Origin of the sequence: Rhodovulum sp. (assembly GCF_011048875.1) — a bacterium.
GTDB lineage: Bacteria > Pseudomonadota > Alphaproteobacteria > Rhodobacterales > Rhodobacteraceae > Rhodovulum > Rhodovulum tesquicola.
Window position 1 is genome coordinate 1 of sequence record NZ_DSDD01000408.1, and the last position, 2,300, is coordinate 2,300.

At 65.6% G+C, this 2,300-nt stretch carries 2 protein-coding genes; one reads left to right on the plus strand and one right to left on the minus strand.

The window, feature by feature from the left end:
• Positions 1-49 precede the first annotated feature (49 nt).
• Positions 50-1,873, plus strand: a complete 1,824-nt coding sequence (locus ENN83_RS14105; RefSeq protein WP_287187957.1) for a M3 family oligoendopeptidase — start codon at positions 50-52, stop codon at positions 1,871-1,873.
• An 87-nt stretch (positions 1,874-1,960) separates the two neighbouring features.
• Here the strand turns inward: ENN83_RS14105 and ENN83_RS14110 are convergent.
• Positions 1,961-2,300, minus strand: a 340-nt coding sequence (locus ENN83_RS14110) for a DUF4389 domain-containing protein (RefSeq protein ID WP_287187960.1), incomplete at its 5' end; no start/stop codon positions are given.

The window sequence follows — 2,300 nt, forward strand, 5'->3', positions numbered from 1 at the left end:
CCCCCGCGCCCTATGTCTGGGGTCAACGCGACATGAAAGAGGTTCCCAGATGCGCATGATCCCGCCCGCCCCCGTCTTCGACGCCAATGCCACGGGTCCGGGGGGGCTTGGCGCGCTGCCCGAATGGGATCTGGCCGATCTTTACGCCTCCCCCGACGCGCCCGAGATCGCCCGCGACATGGACTGGCTGGATGGCGAATGCGCCCGCTTCGCCGCCGATTACGAGGGCAGGCTGGCGGGGCTGGATGCGGGCGGCTGGCTGGACTGCATCGCGCGCTACGAGGCGATCAACCGCGTCTCGGGGCGGATCATGTCCTATGCCGGGCTGCGCTATTACCAGAACACGGTGGATGCGGCGCGCGCCAAATTCCTGTCGGATTGCCAGGACAGGATCACCGGCTACACCACGCCGCTGGTCTTCTTCTCGCTGGAGATCAACCGCATCGAGGACGGCGTGCTCGAGGCGCTGTTCGCGGCAGATGCCGGGTTCGCCCGCTACAAGGCCGTCTTCGACCGGCTGCGGGCGATGCGGCCCCATCAATTGTCCGACGAGCTGGAACGCTTCCTGCATGACCAGTCGGTGGTCGGCGCCTCGGCCTGGAACAAGCTGTTCGACGAAACCATCGCCGCCCTGGAATTCGAGGTGGACGGCGAGACCTTCGGGATCGAGGGCACGCTGAACTTCATGACCGATCCCGACCGCGCGAAACGCGAGGCGGCGGCGCATGCGCTGGCCGAGGTGTTCGAGCAGAACGTCAAGCTCTTTGCCCGCGTCCACAACACGCTGGCCAAGGAAAAGGAGGTCGAGGATCGCTGGCGCAAGATGCCGACGCCGCAGACCGGGCGGCATCTGTCGAACGACGTGGAACCCGAAGTGGTCGAGGCGCTGCGCAATGCCGTGGTCGCGGCCTATCCGCGGCTGTCGCATCGCTATTACGCGCTGAAGGCGAAATGGCTGGGGCTGGACAAGCTGCAAGTCTGGGACCGCAACGCGCCCCTGCCGATCGAGGAGCCAAAAACGGTGGATTGGGAAACCGCCAAGGCGACCGTGATGGACGCCTATGCCGATTTCTCGCCCAGGATGGCCGAACTTGCCGCGCCCTTCTTCGACAAGGGCTGGATCGATGCGGGCGTGAAACCCGGCAAGGCACCCGGCGCCTTCGCGCATCCGACGGTGACGGATGTCCACCCCTATGTGATGCTGAACTACCTGGGCAAGCCGCGGGACGTGATGACGCTGGCCCATGAACTGGGCCATGGCGTGCATCAGGTGCTGGCCGCGGAACAGGGCGAATTGCTGTCCTCGACGCCGCTCACCCTGGCCGAGACGGCCAGCGTATTCGGCGAGATGCTGACCTTCCGCAAGCTGCTGGCCGCCGCCGAGACACCCGCGCAGCGCAAGACGCTGCTGGCGGGCAAGGTCGAGGACATGATCAACACGGTCGTGCGCCAGATCTCCTTCTACGATTTCGAGTGCAAGCTGCATGATGCCCGCCGCCAGGGCGAGTTGACGCCCGAGGACATCAACGCGCTCTGGATGAGCGTGCAGGGCGAAAGCCTCGGCCCGGTCTTCGAGTTCATGCCGGGCTACGAGACCTTCTGGGCCTATATCCCGCATTTCGTCCACTCGCCCTTCTACGTCTATGCCTATGCCTTTGGCGACGGGTTGGTGAACGCGCTTTACGCGGTCTACGAGGAAAGCGGCGCGGGTTTCCAGGACAGGTATTTCGACATGCTGAAGGCGGGCGGCTCGAAGCACCACAAGGCGCTGCTGGCGCCCTTCGGGCTGGATGCAGCGGATCCGGCCTTCTGGGACAAGGGGCTCGCGATGATCGAGGGAATGATCGACGAGCTGGAAGTGATGGAAGCCTGAAGGCGTTTGCCGGGCGCCCGCCCATCGAGGGCGGGCGCCCGGCAGCCTCCGGCGGGGATATTTCCGGCCAGAAGAAGCGGGAAGACGTTATTTCCAGGCCGTCCAGGGGAACGGTTTCTCCTCGCTCGCCACGGCGAGATAGCGCGCGGTGATCGCCATCCAGTTGCCAAGCTTCACGCCAAAATCGGTGATCTGGGGGTTCTTCCGCTTGGTGAAGAGCATCCAGCCGAATTGCAGCACCGTGGTGGCCACCAGCAGGGTCTGGGCGATAGAGAACAGCACCAGAAGCACCAGCATCCAGGCGCCGCGACTCCAGACCGCGCGGGGTTCCAGCGGATCGGAGGAGGCGGGGCCGCCTGCGGAGCCACCGGCAGGGGCGTCACTGGACGCGCCGCCAAGGCCGGGCTCGGGGGCAGCGCTGTTGGAC

Bases quoted from the DNA above. Each gene is read 5' to 3' on its own strand.
- ENN83_RS14105 (WP_287187957.1), top strand. From the start codon at position 50: ATGCGCATGATCCCGCCCGCCCCCGTCTTCGACGCCAATGCCACGGGT.